This is a genomic window from Mesorhizobium sp. M0983 (assembly GCF_040318975.1).
Classification (GTDB): Bacteria; Pseudomonadota; Alphaproteobacteria; order Rhizobiales; family Rhizobiaceae; genus Mesorhizobium.
On the sequence record NZ_JAMYNH010000008.1, the window covers coordinates 16132 to 33157 of the forward strand.

Consider the following 17026-nt stretch of genomic DNA (forward strand, 5'->3'; position numbering starts at 1 on the left):
GTTACAAAACGTAACCGGATTGACCGATTTATCAGGTTTCTTCGCTCGCTGCAAACCAAAGACGGAAAACGGCCATGCTGAACGTTCATAAAGCCAAGCATCATACGGTCGAAGTGGACGGGGTGAACTTGTTCGATCGCGAGGCGGGGCGGCGCGATGCGCCCGGTGTCCTGCTGCTCCACGGCCAGCCCAGCTCATCGTACAGCTTCCGCGACGTCATCAACCCGCTGGCGGAAGTGGCACGGGTCGTCGCGCCCGATCTGCCCGGGTTCAGCTTCACGGAGGCGCCAGAAGACTATCCGTATACGTTGGAGGCCCTGGCGCAGACGATCGACCCGCTCAAGTCATGTGTATGTCGGGCCGGCGACGCTTCGTGCGCAGCAGCTGCCCTACATCCACACCGACGCCGACAAGCTCAGCTGGCGAAAAGAGGTGGGCGACAAGCTCGATCCAAAGGCTGACCCGCTGGCGGAGAAGCGAAAGGCGTTCTGGGACCGCATCGGCACCATGCCCCCGGCCCAAGAGATCAGCGAGCTTGAGGCCCTTGGATATGGCCCAGGCGAGGAGCGCTCCAACAAGTCCTTCTGCCCGTTTAGGTAAGTAGCCTCGCACGGAAGCATCAAGCACCGTAGCGGAAGGTTGCCTCGCTGGAGGATTGCTATATGGGAAAGCAACTTTTATCTGCTGCCACAGGAATCTTTCTATTCGTAGGTATCGGAACCGCCGCCGCTCAGGACGTCATCATTCAGCCTGAGCAAGACATGGTGATCCGGGAATATGTAAAGAAGAAGCCGATAGCATCCCTGAGCCTTCCCTGTGCTGAGCTCAACATTGGCACCGCTCTGCCCGACACAGTCAGAGCTTTACGAAGTGCCGGACGTTCAGTACCGCTATGTAGTTGCCGAGGGACGAACCGTCCTGGTTGATCCAGGTACCCGCAAAACTTTTAAGATCTACGACTGATTTTCTACCTGAAGCCCGCCGTGCCGAAAAGGTGCGGCGGGCTTTTTGCGTTCAGCCGATCCAAGCAACTGATCGGGAAGCCTTTCGTTTCGTAGAACCAAAACCGGTGACAATCGTTTCGTAACCATGGCGATCCCGCCTGATGGAGAAAACCATGGACTGGAACCGCGTGGAAGGAAACTGGAAGCAGGTCAAAGGCAAAGTTAAAGAACAGTGGGGCAAGCTCACTGATGACGATCTCGATCTAATTGCCGGAAAGCGTGACCAGCTCGAAGGCAAAATTCAGGAACGCTACGGCATCGAAAAGGACAGGGTCCGATCCGACGTCGATGACTGGTACAGCCGCCAAGCATGGTAGCGGACGATGCGCCCGCCGCCGGCATACGGCGGCGGGCAGCCTCACGGAACGCGCGAGATGCCGCGTTTGGTTCCAAAGTCGCCAGGAGCTATGTCGGGTTCTTCATGCTTACTGCCATCAATACTTCCGGTACTCCGGCAAGCGACGAGGTCGATAGCTTCGTCATCCTGCCACCTTCAGGGGCTCGGTCCGAAGCGGTGTTGCGCGAGGTCGAAGCATTCCTGAAGGCCTGCTTCCCGGAATATGATTTTCTTGCAAACGGCTGCGGCACGCCGTTCGACGATGACTACCAAATCGTGCCAATCCGTTGCGTTTGCGGCGAGGAGCCGGGCACGTTGCGCTTGCTCGACTTTCCTGACCCGTCCATCATGATGGGCATCGCTGCCGCTCTGAAAAGTTTCAGGCCAGGGCAGCCGCCGGCGCTGAACTAGAGGGACGGTCGCGCCGCCGGGCTTCCTTTGCGCCCCGCCATCAAAGACGAGGAACGCGACGGCTTTTCCGCTCGTTGATCCTTTATGCCCTCTACCTCGATTCGCAAAACGGAGTACGATCCCGAGCGGAAGGTACTTTCGGTGTGGTTCGTGGCCAGCGGCAAGCGGTACGAGTTTGAGGGTGTTCCGCCAGAGACCTTTGCGGCATTCAAAGCCGCGTTCGCGAAGGGCCGCGAGCGATAGCGACCCGGGATGACCTGACATGTCGTGGCGAGGTGGCGCTAAGTGCGACCAGTCCTTGGGACCTCGTCCAGGAGACTTGGACCTTTGCTCGGTGGCAACTGGCCGTCGGGAGTGAGCTTGTCCACTGCGTCAGGGAGTTCTCTTGTGAGCCGATCGAGAAGCTCGTCATGGGACAATCCGGTCTGCTCGGCCAGATCGTTCAACGTTTGCGGGTCGATTGCTTTTTCAACCTGCTCCCGCTGAACGGGTCGGTTTGATCCTTTACTTACCCACGAATCAACCTGGTCGCCGGCACCTGCATTCCTGAGGCGGTCCAGGATGTCGCCGAGGCCGCCGGGCGAGCCGGCACTATTGGGATCTGTCGATCTCTTTCCCGCGATCAGCTCGCCGATCTTGTCCTTGTTCTTGTAGGCAAGCAGGCCAAGCAACGCTATGGCGACCTTTCCTATGTCAAGGCTCATTTGTCGTCTCCTTCATCCAAAAGGGACAAGGCATGCGGCTCTGAAAGGTTCCGCCGGGTCGGATCTCCCACCGGAATTCCGGGCCAGCCTCGCACATGTTGTATATTAGCATCTGCGGAACTTTCGGCCCTTTCGCGTGTTGGTGCCTGTACTCCGGCCAGACAGCAAATTGTGATCAGCTGTTGGTTGCACTTGGCCCGTCGGCTTCGGTCGGCGGGCTTTTGTTGTCTTGGGCAGAACCCCCGCCTGCGACGATGGTTCGATCAAGCAGCACCGTGCCGCCAGCCGCATAACGGTTCGTTAGGCATGTTGAGGCGGTGATGGGACTATCTCCAAACGTTCCATCGACCGTCTTCCAAGCGCTCGGTAGGCGGGCAGGCATGCATCATCTCCCAATGGGTGTCGCCCTCGCCATTTCGCTTGCATTCGGTATAGTCGTGACGGCGGTTGCCGGGAAGGATCAGTCGGAAGGCTGCAGCACGTGGTGCTCATCGGTCCTGGGCGATGTTCCCATGAGGGGCACGCGTCACGATGTAGAGGCGGAACCGGACATCGGGCACTCCGAGCCCTAAACAGAGGGCCGTAGCACCCCCTGGACGACCGCGGTGCGCTGAGCCTCGATGCCCAGTCCCGAGCGGCCTTACCGCCGCGTGGAGACACCACTGCGCTCGGCAACTTGACCTCCCCAAGGGTGCGCAAACTGCAAACCACCGTTTGGTGGCGCCAAGCGTCTAAGACCCCGGGCCCCGGTAAAAAGCGGAGCCAATGATTAGATGGCTCTAGTCGGGAACAAAGTCGAATATCCATGATTTTGTACGTTGCCCTGAGTGGCAGTACCGATAGCTATCCAACGGGTGTTCCATGGATTCTCCAACGTTGCCTCCGCCACCTCCGACTGAACTCAGCCAAACACTGAAACGCAATATCCAAGCGATTGAGGAGCGCCGGGCGAAGGAAGCAAGCGATGCAACTTTGGAAGAGAAAATCGCTGAGGCGATTACTTCTTTTACGGGCAGTATGCGTTTCGTGTACCTTCACTTGGCCGTGTATGGCGGCTGGATCGTCTTGAACTTGGGCTGGATACCGATCACTCCGCCATTTGATCCGACATTCGTGATATTGGCTATGGTAGCTTCCGTCGAGGCCATATTCCTCTCGACCTTTGTACTGATCAGCCAAAACCGGATGTCAGTTGCCGCAGATAAACGGGCGGATCTGGACCTTCAGGTGAGCCTGCTAACGGAGCACGAACTCACAAAGCTTACTGAACTTGTCGATTCAATTGCGGATCGGTTGAGTGTAAAACCAGCCTTAAGCGATATAGAAGTCGGCGAGATTAAGAGAGACATTGCGCCAGAAGCAGTACTGGACGAGATCGAATCGAAGCAGCGGGAGACTGCGAAGAAGCTGGACCAGCGCTGAAGGTGGTGACGAAGGTCACTGATGTGTCTCCCTCTAGCTCATGGATCGACGTCTCCTTCCGGCGCGCCCTGGTCTTCAGCCAGAAGATTGCTTCAGTGACGGCCCTCGACCTTCACCGCTCGCCTTGCGGTATAGGTTCTCGGCGACCCGTGCGTCGGCCTTGATGGCGCCGCTCTCGAGCTTATGGGCATAGGTCGCCTTAAACCTGCTCGTCTGTGGCGAGCACGCAGGCAATGTCGCCCGTGCTAAGCCCGAAGCCGGCCAGCGCCTCCACCCTACCCGCGAGGTTCATCTGAGCGGGCCGGAAGCAGGTCAATCAGAACGAGCGCGTCGGCACCGCATGGAAGACGTCGCGAAAGCCGCGAATATCACTCGGTCAAGCTCGACGATCCAAGCTTTCCTGCTCCGATTTATGCAAGCGTGGTCGATACCCAGACAAAAAACGAGTTCTCGCTCATCATTTTCCCGCCGCGCCGCAGAGTGATCCGCCCCAACACGGAGCCCCGTCGCAAAAGGCGGGCTTCGCCACGTTCAGGTACGACACTGCTTGGAGCTCCTTATCGGGTGCAGCACGCTACGCTTTGACGAGTGCCTTGCGCGCCTTCTTCACCGGCGACTTGACGGCCGTTGCGGTTGTTGTCGCCGCCGCGGCGCGAGCAGCTCGTTTTGGTTTTTCTGCCGCTGCTGGTGCGGGCGCCGCCTTGCGCCCGAGCCCAATTGATTTCGCAAGAGCCGAGCGGGTGGCTGCGTAGTTCGGCGCCACCATCGGATAGTCGGACGGCAGGCTCCATTTCTGGCGGTACGCGTCGGGCGTTAAATTGTAATGAACTCCGATGTGCCTCTTGAGGGATTTGAACTTCTTCCCGTCTTCCAGGCAGATGATGAAATCAGGTGACACTGATTTCTTGATCGACACCGCCGGCTCCAGCTTGACTGCGGCCGGAACGACAGGCGTGCCGATCCCTTGCAAAGCAACATAGGTGTCCCCAATCAGCTTCGACAACTCGCCGACCGGCAAGGGATTGTTCGACACGTAGGCGGAAACGATGTCGGCCGTAATTGATGTGAGATCAGCCTGGTTGTTTCGGTCCGGAGAAACGTTCATCGAGTTTTCCTCTTGTCTAATGGCACGCGTTGAAACGGATGAGCTGTTTATTTCGGAATCAGGCAAACAATTCGTCGTTTCCGCCAACAAACCTCATTCGTTGCAAATATCAACCGGCACGCTTCGCTTTCATCAGCTCCAGACAAGGTTGGGAGGCGCTCGAGGTCGGCAGCCTGCTGATGAAGCAATGCAACAGCAGCTTATTCGGCGGGGTCGAGGTCCGACACAATGCCACCGATCGGCAGCGGCAGGAACGAGGCCCAGATCACTGGGCCCGCTGTCTGAGAAGTGCCAGGTCAGCGTCCCATTGACGTCGAAGGCTACAGCCGGACCGGTCTGCGCGACACGCGCATGAGCCCGCGGAAGCAGCGGCGATGATATCGCCGAACTCTCGCGCCCTCGGCATCGCCAGGCAGACATCCCCGGCTGTTCGGGTGCCTCGGCGCTTCAGAACGGCCATCCAGCATCCGGAGTTGGTGCGCAATCTGATCGTGATTACGATAGCGTTCTGGCGAGCTTTTCTCGCTTGACGCTTTGCCACGGGTGCGTTTTTCTCTTGGGCCATGCTCAAGCCCTTGCTAGACACCGACGTTGCCGACGAGGCGCCTGGCTACGACGAAGAGCACCTGCTTACCTTTATCCGCCTGCTTGATGCTTCTGACGAAGGGGCCGATTGGAGGGAAGGTTCTAGGATCGTTCTGCACGTGGATTCGGACAAGGAGCCGGAGCGGGCCTTCACAGCCTGGCAGACGCATCTAGCGCGCGCGCACTGGATGACCATCAACGGCTATCGATATCTTCTTTCCGGTGGCGCGCTGCGAAGCCAGGATCTGGTGAAAGTCACCGCGATGAAGATCGGAATGGTATGGACGGCTCGTTTGAACGGCATTTTGAAGTCCCAAATTTCAGTAGCTAAGCAGCGGCGCGGGTATGATCTTTCACAAACCCGCGCACCGGGTACAGCCCAACCCAATTCCACGCCACTGGCGTGGTGCAATGCCTGATAGACCGGTCGTGCTGTAGAGTGCGGCGTGTTTTTCACGGTCGGTCGCACAACTCTTCAGCTTGGATAGGTGAGGACAGCGCCGCCTCGGTCCAATCCGATCTTCCGAGCCTCAAACTCGGTCCTGGATTGCGCAAGGAGATGTGGCATGGTTGGTTCTGATCGGATCGACAAACTGATCGCAGCGGTGCCCGCGGCCTTGGCGCTTCGCGCCGGGCTGGACCTCGGCATCTTCACCCGGCTCGGGAGCAGCGCGGTGACCGCTGACGGCCTTGGGGCCGCGCTCCAAGTCGAGCCCGATCGTCTGTCGCGGCTCCTCTACGCGCTCGCCAGCATTGGTCTTCTCGAAGTCAACGATGGTCAATTTCGCAACGGAGCCGAAGCGTCAGCCTTCCTCGACGCGTCCAAGCCAACCTATCGCGGCGGCGATCATGCCCTCCTGCGGGAGCTCTGGGGAGCCGACTTGCTGACGGCAGAGTCGCTGCGACAGAACCGGCCGGCTGCGCTGCACGACTTCTCCGAAGCGCGGGCCGAGGCCGCGGCGGCCTTCAGCCGCAGGCTCGCACCGGGCGGGGTGATTTTCGGCCGACATTTGGCCCGGGAGATGGACCTCTCGGCGATCAGTTCGGTGATCGACATCGGCGGGGGCTCCGGGACCATTCTTGTCGGACTTCGGGAGCGGTGGCCGCAGATTGCGGCGACGCTGATGGAGCTCCCAACGGTCGCAGCGGTCGCGCCAGCGATCCTGTCAGAATACGGTGCAGACGACGTGGTCGTCGAAGAGGGGGACATAACTGTCGCTCCATCGATCGGTCGGCACGATCTGGCGATCCTGAAGGCCGTCGTCCAGGTGCCTCCGCCGGACCAGGCGCGCAGTTCGATCCTGAACGCGGCACGTTGCCTCAAACCCGGAGGCGAGATCGCAATTGCGGGGTGGGGTGTCGTCGATGACGACCGCCTCGGCCCGCCTGAGGGTGTCTTTCTGAATGTCACTTTCTTGAACCTCTATCGCCACGGCGAATCGTACACTGAAGGTCAGTATCGCGCGTGGATGACCGAGGCTGGATTCCGGGATATTTCGAGGTCGCGCCTGGCGGACGGCTCCACGCTCTTTCGTGCGCGCCTCACGGGCTGACCGTGGCTGAATCGTTGATTTTCGGACGCAGGGATCTCCGAGGCGCCCCGCGACTTGATTGCGGTTGCGGCTGTCTTGTCGCTGCTGCCGCCCGAGCAGCTCGTTTTGGTTTTTCCGCTGCAGCTCTTGCTGGCGCGGCCGCCGTTGGTGAACAACCGGGTGGCCGGTTCGGTACGCGCAGCAAACTCCCCCTCCGATTGCTGCATTGGTCGGTGGCACCGATCGCAGCCCGCTTCTGACGCCCGCCCTGATACTGCCGTATTAAACGCAGAAGCCTACCGAGATTCCAATTTACCTTTTTCCCAGCCATCTGCGGCAATGGACTCTGTTCCCCAATGTGCCGCCACGTGCGGATGGCTATGTTCGAAGTAGCGGCGTCCTAGGTTCGGATAAAAGGAGTGGCCTGATTTGTTGCGTGCGAGACCTTTTCCCATCGTGGCAAGGATTGCTTTTCTGGTCACACTGGCCGGTGTCCTCGTGCTCGCGCTCTCACCGGTGTGGCTTTTGCAGAATTTTGGTTTCGGGTTCACCTCTCACGATGACAAGCTCAATCACGCCGCAGCGTTCGTCGTGTTGACGGCTATCGGCAGTCTTGGTTGGCCAGAGCACAGAGCAAGGCTGATAGTTTTTCTCGCCCTTACTGGCGGCGCGATCGAGATACTGCAGGGCATGCAAATAATAAGTCGCGACATGGATATCTTCGACTGGTTTGCCGATTGTGTCGGCATCGCGTGCGGGCTCGCGATTGCAAGCTGGACAAAGAAATTAGCTGACGGCTTCTCCTAGAGGTCGCATCCTGGCAAGTACGGGCTGGCCGCGTAAAGTACTTGCGCGGTGAATAGGATTTGCGGCACGCTTCGCTAAAGGATTTCCGCGAGGAGAATGGGATGGCCGTAGCTAAGAAGGACTCGGAGTCCCGGAACTAGACGCATGAAATACGTCATCGCCTCGCTGTTCGGCGCCTTGCTGCTGTTCGGTTTCATCGCGTTGGCTGGCGCTGGCCACGGGTGGATCGCGGGCGCGTTGAGTTGCCTGCCATTAGGTGCGGTCTCGTTTGCCGCTTGGCTCAACGCACTGCGCACTATACCTTCACTCCATATCGCTAACGGATTGCTTGTTACCGCATGCGTCGTGCTCGTAGGTACGGCGTATGGAACGCTATCAGAAGGCGCACGGTACTTCCTTGATTATTGGCACCTGCAAGGTCCCCTGGCCGGGCCGGTTATCGCCCTCATCTATTTCAACTGGGTCTTCGCTTGCGGGCTCACGTGGTGGCGTCGCCGCGCAGAGACTTAGCTTTGCATCGCCCTCCCGGGAACCCGCTAGAGAGGACCGACGAGCAAGAAGACCATCGCTCGGCAATCGCAAGCTCCGCTTCCGTCCTCGCCTCTCTTTCTGGGTCCATATTGTCGGCGGCGATGAGCCGTCGCGGGGATTGCATGATTTCGCCTCGCGTCCATCCGGCCCAAGCAGGCAACCTACGATGGCTTGGAATCCCGGCCCCATGGCCTCCTGGCAGTATCTCGCGATCGGCACGCCGTGTCGTCTTGGCGGCGTGATCATCCTCGCTCCCTAGAGATACGCTTAGCCGGCACGCTACTCGATGATCTTCACAACCACGTTTTCACGGCTTGCTTCTGCGCGCGCGTAGTCGATGCTAGCGTTATAGTCCGCTTTCGGGCTGGCGATTCTTTCAGGGCGCTCTGCTGGACCGGCGATGATATGGGGAGGCGCTCGCAAATCGCGCCCCACGCGCGGGTTGATCGGTTGATCAACATCAAATCGTGAATATGAGAAATGCGCTAACTGTGACCGCGGTGGTCACCGTGGCTCGTGTGTCAGCAGATGTGGTAAGGTTGAGTGTCGGCGAGTAGCAGAGGTCCAGCAACAATGACTTTGAGGCGAATCAGAGCTTACGGCGCATCCGGCTTGGTTCTAGCGCTTTGCACTGTGTTTGCTTGGCAGAACGCCACTGCCGCTCAAAATTGCGACGCAGCCGCGACGCCTGGCGTCAATTGGCGCGAGTGTGACAAGAAGCTTCTCATCCTAGAAGGACAGGACCTGAGCGGGGCGAACCTGTTCGGTGTTGATTTCACTTCGACCGACCTCAGGAACAGCAATCTCGTTGCCGCAAATCTTGAGAAGGCAACGCTTGTGCGTGCTTCCCTGGCCGACTCGACCGCCAAAGGCGCCCGGTTCGACAGAATCGAGGCCTACAGGACCGACTTCAGCCGTATGGACGCGCAGGGCGCTGTGTTTGCGAGCGCGGAAATGCAGCGCTCGAATTTCCAGGACGCCAATCTGACCAATGTTGATTTCACAAAGGCAGAATTGGGGCGTGCGCAGTTCCATGACGCCGATATCAGCGGCAGCCGCTTCTCGTTTGCCAATCTCGCACGGGCGGACTTCCGAGGAGCGACGTTCACCGCGCCGGTAGACTTTGACCGCGCTTTTTTGTTTCTGACCCGTATCGAGGGCCTCGACCTTTCCAATTCGGTGGGTCTGTCCCAGTGGCAGCTCAACATGGCTTGCGGAGACGCCCGGACCGAGTTGACTTCTGGCTTGACGAGGCCTGAAGATTGGCCCTGTCAATTCCAGCAGGAATAGTTGTCGCAAGCGAACTGCGGCAATGCTGCACCCGACAGGATTCGAACCTGTAACTTCTGCCTTCGGAGGGCGGAGATCCTCCGCCAAAGTGGCACGTTTCTACGGTATTGGTATTGGCGAAATCGCGGCAGCTACTGGTGCTGCTGGCTTTGCTCTGTGGACCCGACGCAATGGATGAGCTGGCGGCTTCCAAGAAAAATCGACCGAGTTCATCTGTCTCTCCCGTGAAGAAGACGATCCTCCGCAGACTGGGGCCGGGCCTCATCACTGGCGCGTCGGACGATGATCCATCCGGGATCGGCACCTATAGCCAGGCGGGGGCCCAACTCGGGTTCGCAATCGGATGGACGATGCTGCTGACCTATCCTCTGATGGTCGCGATTCAGGAAATCAGTGCGCGCATCGGAAGGACCACCGGCCACGGCATCGCAGGCAATCTATGCCGCCACTATCCGAATTGGCTTCTACAGTCCATCGTAACTCTTCTGTTCATCGCAAATACCGTCAACATCGGCGCCGATCTCAGCGCCATGGCCGATGCGACGAAGCTTCTAATCGGCGGCCCGACCGTTCTCTATGTCGTCCTGTTCGCAGCCATTTGCGTAATTGGAATCGTTTTCGTGAACTACGATCGCTACGCGCTCATCTTGAAATGGATGACGTTGAGCCTGTTCTCGTATGTCGCTGTCGTGTTTGCTGTGCAAGTTCCCTGGGCCGAAGCACTGGGTGGCGTGCTGGTCCCGCGAATTGTCTGGAGCAACGAGTTCTTCACTACGCTTCTCGCTATCTTCGGCACGACGATTTCGCCCTATCTCTTCTTCTGGCAGGCGTCAGAGGAGGCCGAAGAGGTCCACGCAAATCATCGCAGAAAATCGTTGTTGAGGGCTCCACGTCAGGCGGTCGACGCGTTCTCGCGAATACGCGCCGACACTCTCATAGGCATGGCATTCTCCAACGTCATCGCGCTGGCGATCATCTTCGCGACCGCGGCGACCTTGAACAAAGCCGGCATCACCGACGTCGAGACATCCGCTCAGGCGGCCGAGGCGCTGCGGCCGATCGTCGGCGATTTTGCCTTTGCTATCTTCGCTTTCGGCATCGTCGGGACAGGGTTGCTGGCGGTACCAATCCTGGCCGGCGCGGCGGCTTACGCCATTGGCGAGGCGAGACGATGGCCCGTGGGGTTGTCGCGCAGACCTGGGGAGGCTGTGGCGTTTTACAGCACTCTTGCCGCGGCCACGGGGCTCGGAGCAGCGATCACGTTCGGTCCAATCGATCCGATCAAGGCGCTGTATTGGACAGCCGTCGTCAACGGTGTCGTCGCCGTTCCGGTCATGACGGTCATGATGATAATGACAGCCCAGCCAAAGGTCATGGGCGACTTCACCGTCAAGGGCTGGCTGCGCTGGCTGGGATGGGCCTCCACGATCGCTATGGCGATGTGCATGGTCGGAATGCTCATGAGCTGGTTCATGTGACAGCCAATTGATCACCCGCCGCAGTTCGTATGGCGGTGGAAACCAGGCCGGAAGCTATCTTCGACACTCTATCAAGGTCTCGACGCCCTAGACTATCGCGCTGCCGAAACCGCAGGCTCGAGGCCGAGCCGTCCCACAACAGCTTCAACCGGCATTGGTTGCGGGTTGTCGCCGATTGCTGGACGTTACCTCGAAACGCGCGGGTGCTCTTCAGATCGGGGCGGTCGAGGCGCCGAAGGCTCAGATGACCGATGCCGACGTCGGGATTGCGGCAGACCACACGGACGAGAAACTGGGCTCGAACTCGGTTAACCAGCCGCGACCGCGGCGAGGAGCGTCCGGCGGGCTTGGCGAGGACGCCGAACGCGGCGGAAGACCAGCGGGTCGGCGCAGTATTGAGGTCGCACACGTTCAGTTCCTTCTTGAGAAACATAATTCCAGCACCGAGGAACCCGATCCCGGACCCGCGCGGCAGGACGATGCCCAAATTAATTGGCAGCCTGTTCGATCGAAATCATGGAATGTTCCTGAGAAGACAGCCCTGCGAACTCGCTCACGCCGGGTTCTCGAGGTCGAATTGCTTCGACGGCTCGTCGTAGCCGAACAACTCCGCGTAGCGCCCCAGGAGATGATCGCGCGCATCGTGTCGGCACGTTCTTCGGACATGTGGTCTTCGAGGTGGCGTGAATTGTGCCATGCATCGCCAACTCCCAAGCTGGCTCGGTCATTCACTCACTTGCCAGGGAGGCGTGCATTTTCTGGCGCGGTACCCAGTTCCGACCGTATCAGGCGCCTTGGTCTCATCCATTCGCCGCGCGCTCTTTCGGACAGTACCAATCCATGGCCAGGTCGATCGGGCGCATAGACGTAGCCGTCCCGGATTTCGATGGGCTGTTCCACCAGATGATCGAAGTTCTGAAACGAATATTCCAGCCATTCGACTTCCGGCAGCGCGACCGCCATGTGCACGCCGATCTCCAGAAAGGTGTTGCCGATGCTGACCGGGATGCCGAGCTCGGCGGCCAGCCAACCAATGTGCATAACATCGGTGACTTGACCGTGGACATTCAGGATGTCGGCTGCGTGGGCTTCCAGAAGAAGCCGTTTGCCTTGAAGATCCAGATACTCGCCGCTGTTGATCTGAGTCCATGTCATTGCCTGCCTGAGCATTCTCAATCCTTCGTGGTCGTGACGCAGGATTGGATCCTCGACCCAGAGAAGATCGTGGCCGGCATCGCGGATCGCCACCAATTTCATTAGCGCTTCCTTCGAGGTCCACGCCTCGTTCGGGTCGATCATGATTTCCGAGCCTGCCGGCACGCAGGTTTTCAACAGCTCCAGGCGCCGCAGATCGCGATCGAAATCCGGGTGGCCGACCTTGATCTTGAAAGCGGAATAGCCAAGCGACGCCGCGTGGGAAAACAAGGAGACGAAAGCATCGTCGTCGAGGTGAAAATCGAGGCCACTGGCGTAGGCTTTCACACGGTTGCGACGACTGCCGAGCAGCACGTGAAGGGGTAGGCCAGCTTCCTTTGCCGCAAGATCCCAAAGCGCCACCTGGATCGCTTCATGAAAAGGCAGGGAGTACGCCCGCTGATTGCCACCGCGCGGGCGGTTCACACGATGAACCAGCGCGATCGCCTTATGTCCTTTCAGCCCCGGCCAAACCTCGTTTTCGAAAACGGTCTCAATCTCAGTCTGGTCGGGCAGGGGATTGAAGAGCGTCTGGATGAAGCCCAGTCCCACTTCACCACTTTTCGAAACGAGTTCCAGCGCAGCGACGTTTACATCTTCGGCTCGAACCTGACTGTCCCCGATTACCCGGTCGCGGGCGAACTGAAATCGGGTTATACGAAAATGCGAAAGGCTCATCACAGGGGCTTTCTGATCGTTTAGTATAACGCACTGATCTATCAGCTAAGATGTCTCAGTACCGAATCAATGGAGGTGCCGCAAGTGGCGGGCAAAGCAAAAGCCATCTCTCATACCCTGGTGGCGGCCACCCGTATGAGCGATGTTGCCTACGAACGAATTCTGGAACGCTTGTTCGACAGGCGCGTTCCGGTCGGGGCATTCGTTTCGCAGAGCGAACTGTCCGCGATCGTTGACGTGCCCGTCGCTCCGCTTCGTGACGCTCTGCGCAAGCTCGAGGCGGAAGGAATTCTCACCATCCATCCACGCTCCGGAATCCAGTTCATAAAACCTGGCATGGAGCTCACGCGCGCCACCTACCAATTCCGCGCCATCATAGAGCGATCGGCAATTCGCGTCTTTGCCGAGCAGGGCGATGAAGCCGTCATGAATGCCTTGGAAATGCGGCACTCCCGGCTGGTCCGGCGCATCGAACGGGAGGGTGTGGGAAAGGAGCAACTGGAGGAGATGGATGCGCTGGAGGGAGAGCTGCATGGCGCAATCATCGGCGCGCTGCGCAATCCCTTGATCGATAGCACCTATCGGCGCATGCACAATTATCTACGTCTGTTGCGGCTGGACAGCAAACTCACCTCGCCAATCATGATCCGGACACTGAAGGAACACCTCGACATCCTTGAGGCTTGCAGCACCAGGAATGCCGACGCTGCCGAAGCAAAGCTGCAGTCCCATTTCCAGGCGGCCATGCAGCGGAACCTTGGTCTGGTCTGACACGTCGTTGCTTGCCTCTCCGGCGCGGTTGCACGGCTTGGGAAATGATGTTACCCAACACTCCAACTGATCGATCAGTCTGCTGATCTGATATCTTGGAGGTTCGCATGCGGTTGAACAAAAGGCAGTTTCTCGTGGGTTCGGCGGCCCTCGCGATGGCAGGGCGCATTGGTGGTGCCCGTGCCGCGAGTGCCATCAGTTACTGGCACCACTTCACCAGTCAGTCGGAAATGGCCAGCTTACTCAAGATCATCGGATTGTTTCAGGCGGCCAATGCAGATGTGGCGGTGACCCAGGAAAACATCCCGAACTCGGAATATATGGCCAAGGTTTCATCGGCCGTGCTGGCCGGCGGGCGTCCCGATACCGCCATGGTGATTGCCGAGCGCTTCGCCGATCTTACCGCGATGGAGGGATTGATCGATCTTACCGAGCGCGTGAATGGGTGGGAGGGCAAGGCGAACTTTCCCGACAATCGCTGGACCGGGCTTTCCAGCAATGGCGCCATTTATGCGGTTCCCGCCTTCGCCTTCGTTGACTGGATGTACTACCGCGCAGACTATTTCGAGGAAGCTGGACTGACGGGGCCACCCCGAAATTTCGACGAATTCCTTCAGGCATCCCGCAAACTGACCAATCCTTCGAAGGGCAGGTATGCCTTCGGCATGCGCGCCGGCGCCGGCGGTTTCAAATATGTCATCGATGTCATGGAGGCGTTCGGCTCGCCGATCGTCAAGGATGGGCAGCCGGCCATCGACAGGGCCGCGGCGATCGAGGCGATAACGTTCTATTCCGATCTCTTCCTGAAGGAAAAGGTCGTGCCGCCGAGCGCGCCCCACGACAGCTACCGTCAGATCATGGAAGCCTTCCGCACCGGGCAGACTGCGATGGTGTGGCATCATACCGGTTCGCTGAACGAAATCTCGAGTGCGATGAAGCAGGGTGAACAATTCTCGACCGCGCCGATGCCGGCCGGTCCGAAGGCGCATGTTGCTCGCGTCGCGTACGCCGGCAACGGCGTCATGAAGGAAGACAATATCGAGGCTGCCTGGCGGTGGGTGAGCTTCTGGGGCCAAACGGACGCTGCCCTGGCCCTGCTCGAGGGGACCGGCTATTTTCCGGCCTCCGCCGCTGCGCTGCAGGATCAGCGGATCACCGGCAATCCGATCTATAATGCGGCGACGGAAACGCTCAAGTTCGGACGCCTGCCGAACAATTTCGTCGGCGCCGCGGGCTGGTCCGAAAATGTCGTCAATCCCGCTTTCCAGTCGGTGCTGACGGGTCAGTCGACGCCGGAACAGGCAGTAGACCGCATGATCCAGGGCCTGGAGGCGGCGCTCCGCTGATCCCCGGACGTGCAGCCGTGCTCAGAACGCAACGGGACGGTGCTTTCGCATCGCAGATTCATGATAATAAGCTCGAGCAGATATCTGCCTATGCGGGCTCTCGGCGAACTATCCGAGACCCGATACTGGATGTATTTGCTGCTCCTTCCCAGCCTCGCCCTTATCCTTCTCGTGATCGCCTATCCGACGCTTTACGGCATGGCAATCAGCTTTCGCGAGATGCGTCTGACGCGTCCCGGGTTGGATGGCTGGGTCGGCTTCAAACATTATCTAGCGATGTGGTCAGACCCGGTATTCTGGATCGCATTGAAGAACACCGTCGTGTGGGTTGCTGCCGCGGTCGTGCTGGAACTATCGCTTGGTCTGCTCGCCGCGACAGCTCTCAACAGGGATTTGCCGGGCACGAAAATCTTCGCCGTGCTCATCCTGCTTCCCTACTTCCTGCCCAATGTCGTAGCGGGCCATATGTGGGCCTTGCTGCTCGATCCGCGGCTCGGAGTCATCAACGATCTTCTTGTCCGGCTAGGCGTCCTGCAGGCCTACAAGGCATGGTTTGCTGATCCCAATACTGCGCTTGCGGCGACCATTCTCGTCGAGGCCTGGCATGGGTTTCCATTCTTCGCGCTGCTGCTGCTCGCGGGCCTGAAGGGTATTCCCGAGGATCTCTACAGGGCAGCGGCGGTCGACGGCGCAGGCCTGGCGGCGCAGCTCAGGCTGATCACCTTGCCCATGCTCAAGACCGTCATCGCGGCGGCAGTGATCCTGCGCGTCATCGGTCTGGTCAATTCGCCCGATCTGCTCCTCATTCTCACCGGTGGCGGACCGGGAGATGCCACGCAAGTGCTGTCGTTGTACGCCTTTCAGACTGCCTACAAGGAGTTCAATTTCGGCTACGCATCCGCCCTGTCGGTGGTGATGTTCGTGACCCTGATGATCTTCGCGGCCGGGTATATCCGCATCTCCAGGATTACCAAAGGACAGGGCGATGATTGAAAGCAAGCGTCACCGGCGGATGATCGCGAACATCGCCACCTACATCGTGCTCGCAAGCCTGACGGTGTTCTGCATCGGTCCGATGATCTGGATGTTCCTGACATCCCTCAAATATGAGGCCGACATTGTCACCCAGACGATGCAGTACCTCCCGAGCCGCGTTACCTTCGACAATTATGTCGCCATCTGGACGCAGTCGGGTTTCCCACGGCTTATAGGCAACAGCCTCGTCGTTACCTTGCTGACGGTGACGATCTGCGTCGTCACGGGCACGCTTGCCGCCTATGCATTTTCTCGCTTCGCGTTTCGAGGCCGAGATCAGCTCATGCTCGGCTATCTTGTCGTTCGCATGTTTCCCGCAGTCATGATGATCATTCCCCTTTATGTTGTTATGCGCGGTGTGGGGCTCGTCGACAGCCGTTTCGGCCTAGCGCTTGCCTATACGAGTTTCCTGCTGCCGCTGTTTGTATGGATGCTCAAGGGGTTCTTCGATTCGGCACCTAAGGAACTCGAGAGCGCGGCACGCATCGACGGCTCGACAAGGCTTGGCGCCATGGTCCGTATTGTCATGCCCCTTGCGCGGAACGGCCTGGTCGCAAGTTCGGTGTTCATTGCCATTGCGGCCTGGAATGAGTTCCTGTTCGCCCTGATGCTCACGACGGGGCAGGGGTCTCGCACCTGGCCCGTGGGCCTGCAACTGATGGTCGGAGAGTTCCAGCTTCCTTGGGGCGTTCTGGCGGCAGGCGGCATTCTCAGCATCATCCCTGTCATCGTTCTCTTCGGGATTGTCCAGCGAACCATGGTCCAGGGGCTGACTGCAGGCGCCATCAAAGGTTAG

20 protein-coding genes and 1 pseudogene are annotated in these 17026 nt (G+C 59.0%); 17 read left to right on the plus strand and 4 right to left on the minus strand.

Annotation, left to right across the window (positions count from 1 at the left end):
- Positions 1 to 74 precede the first annotated feature (74 nt).
- The 5 genes and pseudogenes from NKH71_RS16345 to NKH71_RS16365 all read left to right on the plus strand — a co-directional run bounded on the left by NKH71_RS16345 (position 75) and on the right by NKH71_RS16365 (position 1995).
- A complete protein-coding gene (locus NKH71_RS16345; protein WP_245278717.1) occupies positions 75 to 461 on the plus strand; it encodes an alpha/beta fold hydrolase in 387 nt (128 codons plus the stop codon).
- A gap of 201 nt (positions 462 to 662) precedes the next feature.
- A pseudogene (locus NKH71_RS16350) lies at positions 663 to 963 on the plus strand (DUF1236 domain-containing protein).
- Positions 964 to 1117: 154 nt separating this feature from the next.
- Complete coding sequence (locus NKH71_RS16355; RefSeq protein WP_352895166.1) at positions 1118 to 1321, plus strand: CsbD family protein; 204 nt, start codon at positions 1118 to 1120, stop codon at positions 1319 to 1321.
- A 200-nt stretch (positions 1322 to 1521) separates the two neighbouring features.
- Complete coding sequence (locus tag NKH71_RS16360; protein ID WP_352496536.1) at positions 1522 to 1752, plus strand: hypothetical protein; 231 nt, start codon at positions 1522 to 1524, stop codon at positions 1750 to 1752.
- Positions 1753 to 1836: 84 nt separating this feature from the next.
- Positions 1837 to 1995, plus strand: a complete 159-nt coding sequence (locus tag NKH71_RS16365; RefSeq protein WP_023721813.1) for a KTSC domain-containing protein — start codon at positions 1837 to 1839, stop codon at positions 1993 to 1995.
- A 38-nt stretch (positions 1996 to 2033) separates the two neighbouring features.
- Here NKH71_RS16365 and NKH71_RS16370 read toward each other — a convergent pair whose 3' ends face one another.
- The gene (locus NKH71_RS16370; RefSeq protein WP_023721812.1) at positions 2034 to 2456 is read right to left on the minus strand and encodes a YidB family protein; all 423 of its coding nucleotides are present in this window, start codon (positions 2454 to 2456) and stop codon (positions 2034 to 2036) included.
- Between the two features lie 861 nt (positions 2457 to 3317).
- On the opposite strand from NKH71_RS16370, the gene NKH71_RS16375 reads away from it, so the two are divergent.
- Positions 3318 to 3878, plus strand: coding sequence for a DUF1003 domain-containing protein (locus NKH71_RS16375; protein WP_023721810.1), 561 nt, complete (start codon positions 3318 to 3320; stop codon positions 3876 to 3878).
- A 315-nt stretch (positions 3879 to 4193) separates the two neighbouring features.
- Entirely contained in the window at positions 4194 to 4463 is a 270-nt protein-coding gene (locus NKH71_RS33480) for a DUF736 family protein (protein ID WP_084643003.1), read from the plus strand.
- Here the strand turns inward: NKH71_RS33480 and NKH71_RS16385 are convergent.
- Positions 4453 to 4983 carry a Ros/MucR family transcriptional regulator gene (locus NKH71_RS16385; RefSeq protein WP_023721808.1) on the minus strand — a complete coding sequence of 177 codons (531 nt, stop codon included), beginning with the start codon at positions 4981 to 4983 and terminating at the stop codon, positions 4453 to 4455. The genes NKH71_RS33480 and NKH71_RS16385 overlap by 11 nt on opposite strands.
- Positions 4984 to 5546: 563 nt before the next feature.
- Here NKH71_RS16385 and NKH71_RS33485 point away from each other — a divergent pair.
- The 6 genes from NKH71_RS33485 (at position 5547) to NKH71_RS16415 (ending at position 11206) form a co-directional block, all read left to right on the plus strand.
- A complete protein-coding gene (locus NKH71_RS33485) occupies positions 5547 to 5987 on the plus strand; it encodes a hypothetical protein (protein WP_502900379.1) in 441 nt (146 codons plus the stop codon).
- A gap of 147 nt (positions 5988 to 6134) precedes the next feature.
- Positions 6135 to 7121: a methyltransferase gene (locus tag NKH71_RS16395; RefSeq protein ID WP_352895167.1), complete on the plus strand. Its 987-nt coding sequence runs from the start codon at positions 6135 to 6137 to the stop codon at positions 7119 to 7121.
- A gap of 408 nt (positions 7122 to 7529) precedes the next feature.
- Complete coding sequence (locus NKH71_RS16400) at positions 7530 to 7907, plus strand: VanZ family protein (RefSeq protein WP_245278716.1); 378 nt, start codon at positions 7530 to 7532, stop codon at positions 7905 to 7907.
- Positions 7908 to 8051: 144 nt separating this feature from the next.
- Positions 8052 to 8417: a hypothetical protein gene (locus NKH71_RS16405; RefSeq protein ID WP_352895168.1), complete on the plus strand. Its 366-nt coding sequence runs from the start codon at positions 8052 to 8054 to the stop codon at positions 8415 to 8417.
- 594 nt (positions 8418 to 9011) lie between these two features.
- The gene (locus NKH71_RS16410) at positions 9012 to 9728 is read left to right on the plus strand and encodes a pentapeptide repeat-containing protein (RefSeq protein ID WP_352496628.1); all 717 of its coding nucleotides are present in this window, start codon (positions 9012 to 9014) and stop codon (positions 9726 to 9728) included.
- Positions 9729 to 9898: 170 nt separating this feature from the next.
- Positions 9899 to 11206 carry an NRAMP family divalent metal transporter gene (locus NKH71_RS16415; protein WP_352496629.1) on the plus strand — a complete coding sequence of 436 codons (1308 nt, stop codon included), beginning with the start codon at positions 9899 to 9901 and terminating at the stop codon, positions 11204 to 11206.
- On the opposite strand, the gene NKH71_RS16420 is transcribed toward NKH71_RS16415, so the two are convergent.
- Both NKH71_RS16420 and NKH71_RS16425 read right to left on the minus strand, forming a co-directional pair.
- The gene (locus tag NKH71_RS16420) at positions 11199 to 11639 is read right to left on the minus strand and encodes a hypothetical protein (RefSeq protein ID WP_198030477.1); all 441 of its coding nucleotides are present in this window, start codon (positions 11637 to 11639) and stop codon (positions 11199 to 11201) included. The genes NKH71_RS16415 and NKH71_RS16420 overlap by 8 nt on opposite strands.
- Positions 11640 to 11938: 299 nt before the next feature.
- Positions 11939 to 13078, minus strand: a complete 1140-nt coding sequence (locus NKH71_RS16425) for a mandelate racemase/muconate lactonizing enzyme family protein (protein ID WP_352895169.1) — start codon at positions 13076 to 13078, stop codon at positions 11939 to 11941.
- A gap of 135 nt (positions 13079 to 13213) precedes the next feature.
- Between NKH71_RS16425 and NKH71_RS16430 the strand changes: the two genes are divergently transcribed.
- The 4 genes from NKH71_RS16430 to NKH71_RS16445 all read left to right on the plus strand — a co-directional run bounded on the left by NKH71_RS16430 (position 13214) and on the right by NKH71_RS16445 (position 17026).
- Positions 13214 to 13849: a GntR family transcriptional regulator gene (locus NKH71_RS16430; protein WP_502895979.1), complete on the plus strand. Its 636-nt coding sequence runs from the start codon at positions 13214 to 13216 to the stop codon at positions 13847 to 13849.
- Between the two features lie 107 nt (positions 13850 to 13956).
- A complete protein-coding gene (locus NKH71_RS16435) occupies positions 13957 to 15195 on the plus strand; it encodes an ABC transporter substrate-binding protein (RefSeq protein ID WP_352496631.1) in 1239 nt (412 codons plus the stop codon).
- A gap of 129 nt (positions 15196 to 15324) precedes the next feature.
- Positions 15325 to 16188 carry a carbohydrate ABC transporter permease gene (locus tag NKH71_RS16440; protein WP_245278558.1) on the plus strand — a complete coding sequence of 288 codons (864 nt, stop codon included), beginning with the start codon at positions 15325 to 15327 and terminating at the stop codon, positions 16186 to 16188.
- Positions 16181 to 17026, plus strand: coding sequence for a carbohydrate ABC transporter permease (locus tag NKH71_RS16445; RefSeq protein ID WP_352895170.1), 846 nt, complete (start codon positions 16181 to 16183; stop codon positions 17024 to 17026). Before NKH71_RS16440 ends, NKH71_RS16445 begins: the two co-directional genes overlap by 8 nt.